Origin of the sequence: Komagataeibacter diospyri (assembly GCF_006538165.1) — a bacterium.
GTDB lineage: Bacteria > Pseudomonadota > Alphaproteobacteria > Acetobacterales > Acetobacteraceae > Komagataeibacter > Komagataeibacter diospyri.
The window spans coordinates 1-6,883 of record NZ_BDLU01000044.1 but is presented as its reverse complement, the minus strand read 5'-3'; the positions used below and the strand labels follow the sequence as shown (position 1 = coordinate 6,883).

General features: G+C 61.6%; 5 protein-coding genes and 1 tRNA gene. 4 read left to right on the top strand and 2 right to left on the bottom strand.

All coding sequences use genetic code 11. The features are described 5' to 3' along the window. Window positions 1–63: 63 nt before the first annotated feature. Both MSKU9_RS10350 and MSKU9_RS10345 read right to left on the bottom strand, forming a co-directional pair. Window positions 64–140 (bottom strand) — tRNA-Arg (locus tag MSKU9_RS10350). Between the two features lie 57 nt (window positions 141–197). Beyond that, complete coding sequence (locus MSKU9_RS10345) at window positions 198–1,316, bottom strand: alpha/beta fold hydrolase (RefSeq protein WP_141261384.1); 1,119 nt, start codon at window positions 1,314–1,316, stop codon at window positions 198–200. Between the two features lie 38 nt (window positions 1,317–1,354). Here MSKU9_RS10345 and MSKU9_RS10340 point away from each other — a divergent pair, with 38 nt between their 5' ends. From MSKU9_RS10340 to MSKU9_RS10325, 4 genes are read left to right on the top strand one after another with little or no spacing between them, the layout of a single operon-like run. Further along, the gene (locus MSKU9_RS10340; RefSeq protein WP_141261383.1) at window positions 1,355–1,570 is read left to right on the top strand and encodes a zinc-finger domain-containing protein; all 216 of its coding nucleotides are present in this window, start codon (window positions 1,355–1,357) and stop codon (window positions 1,568–1,570) included. A gap of 14 nt (window positions 1,571–1,584) precedes the next feature. After that, complete coding sequence (gene polA, locus MSKU9_RS10335; RefSeq protein ID WP_141261382.1) at window positions 1,585–4,359, top strand: DNA polymerase I; 2,775 nt, start codon at window positions 1,585–1,587, stop codon at window positions 4,357–4,359. After that, entirely contained in the window at window positions 4,359–4,988 is a 630-nt protein-coding gene (locus MSKU9_RS10330; protein WP_141261381.1) for an SCO family protein, read from the top strand. Before polA ends, MSKU9_RS10330 begins: the two co-directional genes overlap by 1 nt. A gap of 17 nt (window positions 4,989–5,005) precedes the next feature. Then, a complete protein-coding gene (locus MSKU9_RS10325) occupies window positions 5,006–6,691 on the top strand; it encodes an ABC transporter substrate-binding protein (RefSeq protein WP_141261380.1) in 1,686 nt (561 codons plus the stop codon). Window positions 6,692–6,883: the final 192 nt, after the last annotated feature.

Below are 6,883 nucleotides of genomic sequence, written 5' to 3'. Positions count from 1 at the left end.
GGGGGGTAAGCCAAAAGGCGACCCATGAAAAATGGCTATATTCTGCGATTTTCTGAAAATGAATGGCGGACTCGAAAGGATTCGAACCTTCGACCTTCGCCTTCGGAGGGCGACGCTCTATCCAGCTGAGCTACGAGTCCACTTCCGCCTGCATACATCGGGATCAGGCCGAATGCCACCCCTGAAATCAGGAAAAATCATTGCGGAGCGACCCAGTCCATCCATCCTGGCAGAATGGGCAGTGGGGCTGCGCGTCCTTTCTGATCTGCCATCCATGCCGCTGCCGCCATGTCCCCGCCCGATGGCAGGAAGTTGTCGGGATTGACGATCCAGCTTGTCACGTCCGCCGTAATCCGGCCGGCGTCACGGCTGCGCAGCAGCAGGTGGTAGCCGCCGGGAATATAGTCACGTCGCGTGGCCTGTGGCATGCGCCGCCACGCCCGTGCCATGGCCGGTGCGGGAATGATCTGGTCATGCCCGCCATAGATGATCAGCACACGCCCTTGCATGTGCGTATCCACCAGTGCCGCGCGGTGCATGAGGTCTGTCAGCCCGGACAGCGCCAGCGTGCTGGTGTCACGCAGGGTCAGCGGGTCGTAATACAGACGGGCAAGGGCCAGCATGTCATCGGCCGCCGTGACATGGACGGGCAGTTCACGCCCGCTCAGCCGCCACCGGGGGGCGAGTGCCGCAATCAGGCGGGTGGTCGTGCGCGTACCGGTATCAAGATCCCATACCGCAGGGGCAAGCAGAATATAGCCTGCCACTGGCGGCGTGTCGGTTCGTGACGCCAGCACGATGGCCAGCGCACCCCCCATGCTTTCACCCATGACATATACGGGAACACCGGGGTGTTCGCGTCCAATGGTGGCCAGAAGGGTAGATGCGGCATTCAGCAGCGCGTCTGTTCCGACCCATCCGCCACGCTGTGCCGTCTGGCCAAAACCGGGCAGGTCGGGGGCAATGACGGTCATGCCGGCCGCATTCAGCGCGGGTGCCGGATGTTCCCATGCATCACGGCTGTCATTGAAGCCATGCAGTGCCAGGATGATGGCCCGTTCCGCTCCGTGCGCGGGCCAGATCCGCAGCGGTACGGCACCGACACCCGCAATCGTGACCGTTCGGTCCGCAGGGACCAGGCGGGCCAGGTCGGGGTGATGCGCAGGGGGCGGCGGGGGCGGGGCTTCATGTGTGGTGCAGGCCGCCAGCATCACAAAAAGCGCTGGATAAAGCAGGCGTGACAGGCGAATGTTTGAAAGCACGGCAATCCTGCGTATCATTATGGACAAGCGCATGGGCCGCCTGTGGGCGGACATGCAAACCAAAGCCGGACAACAACCCGAGGCCCGTCAAAATGCAAGCCCTGTCCCACGATCCCGTCCCGCACCCCCGTCTGGGTACGATTGAAACCATCGTTGTCGATTCGCGTACCCTGTCCTGTGACGGGGGGCTTGGCGCGCTGGGGCATCCGCGGGTTTTCCTGCGTATTGGCCATCACCAGACGTTCTGCCCGTACTGCTCGCGGCTGTTCGTGCTCAGCCCCGATGCCCCGGCTGGCACCGGTCACTGATCGCATCCTGATACATGTCCAGCGACAAGCAGGTTCACCTGATCCTGGTGGATGGTTCGGGGTTCATTTTCCGCGCCTTTCACGCACTGCCTCCCATGACCAGCCCCGACGGCACGCCCGTCAATGCGGTGTATGGTTTTTCGAACATGCTGTCGCGCCTGCTGCGCGAACATGCGGGTACCCATCTGGCGGTCATATTCGATGCGGGACGCCATACCTTCCGCAATGACCTGTATGGTGAATACAAGGCCCACCGCCCCGAACCGCCAGAGGAACTGCGCCCGCAATTCAGCCTTGTGCGCGATGCGACGGCCGCCTTCGGCGTGCCGGCGCTGGAGGAAGCGGGATGGGAAGCCGATGACCTGATCGCGGCCTATGCCCGCAAGGTGACGGATGCGGGCGGGCAGTGCACCATCTATTCATCCGACAAGGACCTCATGCAGCTCATCCGCCCCGGCGTGATGATGATGGACCCGATCAAGAACCGCCCGATCGGACCGAAGGAGGTCGAGGCCAAATTCGGTGTCACCCCGGGCCAGGTGGCTCAGGTGCAGGCCCTGATCGGTGACCCGGTGGACAACGTGCCCGGCGTGCCAGGCATCGGCCCCAAGACGGCGGCGACGCTTATGGCGGAATATGGCTCACTGGACGCCATACTGGCCGGTGCCGAGGGCATGAAGGCGTCCAAGCGGCGCGACAACCTGCTGGCCCATGCCGACATGGCGCGCCTGTCGCTGCAACTGGTGACATTGCGTGAGGACGCGCCGTGTCCCGAACCCCTGTCCGACCTTGCCTGCTGCGATGTGGACATGGAACGTCTGGGTGCATGGCTGTCGGATATGGGGTTTTCGTCACTGCTGCAGCGTATGGGGCTGAAGGCAAGGCCGCGTCCGCGCATATCCGCCCATGTCACACCGGCGGGGCTCGGCCAGCCTGCGGGGGAACTGCCCCCCATCCCGTCGGAACCCTATGGCGGTTACGAAACGGTGACCGGGCCCGAAGTACTGCGGGAATGGGTGGAACAGGCCCGCACCAGCGGGGTCTGCGCGGTAGATACGGAAACCGACGGCCTGGACCCGCTTACGGCCCCGCTGGTCGGCATATCGCTCGCCCCGCAATCTGGCCGCGCATGCTATATCCCGCTTGGTCATCAGGTTGATCTGATGGACAGCCTTGGTACCCCGCAGATGCCGGTAAAGACCGCGCTGGAAATCCTTGAACCGCTGTTTGCCGACCCATCGGTGCTCAAGGTATTTCAGAATGCCAAATTCGACCTGCTGGTGCTGACACAGGCAGGCAGCGTCCAGCCCGCGCCGATCGATGACACCATGCTGGTATCCTACGCCCAGTCGGCGGGAAAGCATGGGCAGGGAATGGATGAACTCTCGCGCCTCACACTTGACCATACGCCCATCCCCTACGACGAGGTAACGGGCACAGGTCGTAACCGCGTGGTGTTTTCCAAGGTTGATATCGCCCGCGCCACACCGTATGCGGCGGAGGATGCGGATGTGACCCTGCGGCTGTGGCAGGTGCTGAAACCCCGGCTTCGCACCAACCATGCGCTGGCGCTGTATGAGGAAATCGAACGTCCGCTGGTGTCGATCCTGGCGGATATGGAACGCGCGGGCATCGCGGTTGATGCGAATGACCTGCGCGCCATGTCCACCGAATTCGCGCAGCGCATGGGCGTAATCGAGGCCGAGATTCACAAGCTGGCCGGTCGCGATTTCAATGTCGGCTCCCCCAAGCAGCTGGGTGAGATCCTGTTTGATGAAATGGGCCTGCCCGGCGGCAAGCGTACGAAGGCAGGGGCATGGGGCACGGATTCATCTGTGCTGCAGGACCTGGCGGATCAGGGGCACGACCTGCCCGCGCGCATACTGGCATGGCGGCAGCTGGCCAAGCTGAAAAGCACCTATGCCGATGCGCTGCTTAACCAGATCAACCCCGTAACAGGGCGAGTGCATACATCGTTCCAGATGGCGGTGACGACAACGGGCCGCCTGTCATCGAACGACCCCAACCTGCAGAACATTCCCATCCGCACGGAGGAAGGCGGGCGTATCCGCCGGGCCTTTGTCGCAGCTCCCGGGCATGTCCTGGTCTCGGCGGACTATTCCCAGATTGAACTGCGGCTACTGGCGGATGTGGCGGATATCCCCGCATTGCGTGAGGCATTCGAACTGGGTCAGGATATTCATGCCCGCACGGCGTCCGAAGTGTTTGGCATCCCGATCGAAGGCATGGACCCGCTGACGCGCAGGCGCGCCAAGGCCATCAATTTCGGCATCATTTATGGCATCAGCGCTTTCGGGCTGGGGCGCCAGCTTGGCATTCCGCCCGGGGAGGCACGTGGCTATATCGACGCCTATTTCGCCCGGTATCCCGGCATTCGCGATTACATGGAACGCGTGAAGGTCGAGGCACGGGCGAAGGGGTATGTCACCACGCCGTTTGGCCGCCGTTGCTGGGTGCCCGGCATTGCCGACAAAAGTGCCGTGCGCCGCAACTATGCCGAACGTCAGGCCATCAACGCCCCGTTGCAGGGGGGGGCTGCCGACATCATCAAACGGGCCATGGTGCGAATTCCTGCCGCCCTTTCGGACGCAGGGCTTGACGGACGCATGCTCCTTCAGGTCCATGACGAACTTGTGTTCGAGGTGCGCAAGGATGATGCCGATCGTCTGGCAGCCCTCGTCAGGCAGGTCATGGAATCCGCAGCCACCCTTTCGGTGCCGCTGGTCGTGGAAACCGGGACCGGAACGAATTGGGCGGATGCACACTGATGATGCGAAATGAACGGGACCGGTTCTTTGTTATTGTGGGGCTGGTCATACTGACGGTTTCTTCGGTCGCCGGATATTTCGGCTACCGTTATTCCAGCAATGCCCCCGTGCCACTGACCACGTATGGCAATCCGGTTGGTGGTTCATTCCGTCTGATCAATGGGGCGGACGGGTCGGTGATGGATACCGATTTCCGCGGGCGGTGGATGATGATCTATTTTGGCGACACCCACTGTCCTGATACGGTCTGTGGCGCGACCGTGAAGGCGATGGCCGACGGGGCGGAGGCGCTGGGCCGTGACCGTGCGCATCTGGTGGTGCCCATTTTCATTTCCCTTGATCCCATGCGCGATACGACGGAGGTGCTGCGTACCTATGCCCTGCGTTTCGGCACGCATGTCACGGTCATGACGGGATCGCCCAAGATGTTGCAGGCGGTGGCAAAGGAATACCATGCGCCTTATGTCCGCCATGACGGAGAAAATGGCGAATACAGCATGGAACCTGCCAGCCAGATCGTGATCATGTCGCCCACCGGGCGGTATGCGGGCAGCCTGCCGTCCACCGCCACGGCGGCGGATGTTACCGCGCGCATGACGGAACTCATGAACGCGCCGGGCAAGAACTGAAAACAGCAGGACCGCGCATGAAGGCACCATGGCAGGCATCCGGCGCGTTCCTTCTCGTGCTGGGGGGAGTATTGCACGGCCTGCCTGCCCGTGGTGCTGATGGCACGCAGGGCAGTCCCCACCGTGGGGGCACATTGCGGCTGACGGCGGTCAGTGCCGCAGGGACACTGGACCCGCAGATCAATTACAGCAGTCAGTACATGCAGCTTATGGGTGTCATGTATGATGGCCTGCTGACCTATCCCAAACTGGAAGGTCCGGCCGGGGCGCAGGTCGTGCCCGATCTGGCGCAGTCCATGCCCGAACGGCTTGATGACGGGCGCACATGGGTGTTTACCCTGCGTGATGGCATCCGTTTTTCCGATGGGACATCCCTGACCGTGGCCGATGTGGCGGCGTCCCTGCAAAGGCTGTTTCGTGTCGGCTCCCCTACGGCGGGGTCATTTTACGGGGGGATCGTCGGGGCGGATGAATGCCTGCGCGATCCCGCCCACTGCACGCTGGCCGGTGGGGTGGAAACGGATTTTGCCACCCGGCGCATCACCATTCACCTGACTGCGCCGGATTCCGAATTTCCGCAAAAAATCGCTTTCGGGCATGCGGTGATCCTGCCTGCCAGCACGCCTGCCCATGACCTTGGCAATGTCGCGGCACCCGCGACGGGACCATACCACATCGTATCCTCCATCCCTGACCGGGGGATGCGGCTGGAACGCAATCCCTACTTTCATGAATGGAGCGAGGCCGCGCAGCCTGACGGCTATGTCGATATCATACAGTACGATTATGGCCTGTCGGAAGAAGATGCCGTCACCGCAGTTGAACGGGGACAGTATGACTGGATGGCGGGCCTGAAGCCGCTGGATCGGCTGGGGGAAATTGGCGGACGATATACATCGCAGGTCCATGTCTATCCGCTGTACGGCCTTATGTACATGCCCATGAACGTCAATATCCCGCCTTTTAACGATATCCGCGCAAGGCAGGCGGTCAATTACGCGCTGGATCGTCGCGCCATGACCATCCTGTATGGCGGGTCGGGCATTGCGGCCCCGCTATGCCGCATGGTACCCCCCGGCCTTCTGCCCGGTGACGGGCAATGCGCCTGGACCGAAGGCGCGGACCCCGATCATCCGGCCCCGCGCTGGACCCGGCCCGATATGGTGCGCGCGCGCCAGCTTGTGCGCGAAAGCGGGACCACGGGGCAGGACGTGACCCTGATCGTCCCGGCCACCGCCATGGATACCAGCATGGGCACCTACCTGCGCGACATGTTGCAGGATATTGGCTATCACGCGCGGCTGCACCCGCTTTCGGCAGCCATGGAACTGGCCTATGCCCAGAACAGTGCCAACCATGTCCAGATCAGCCTGATGGGATGGTATGCGGATTACGTATCGCCATCCAATTTCGTGGATACGCTGTTTGACTGCGACAATTTTCATCCCGGTTCCGACAGTTCGATCAACATGTCGGGGTTGTGTGATTCCGGGGTTCAGACGCTGGTGGCGCGTATCCGGCACGAACATGACCCGCAGATGATGCAGGACCTGTGGCAGCAGGTGGATGACCGCATCACCCGGCTGGCCCCGGCCGCCCCCATGATCAGCATAAGTTATGTGGATCTGGTCTCGCCCCGGTTGGGGAACTATTTTTCCACGCGGCTGTATCACATGACGTTTTCACGCGTGTGGGTAAAGTAAAGGACTGTTTGAAAAAATATTATTGATGGGAAATAAAAGTTTTTGGGTATCGCCTTTTTTGGGGCCTGTTGGGAATTATCTTGAATTGATGATTGCGCCAACGAGATAGATCATGGCTTCGAATGATCTGTCTGTTTTTTCGCTGCGCATGGCGATGCGCTTGAACTCCTTGAGCTTGCAGAAGAAGTTCTA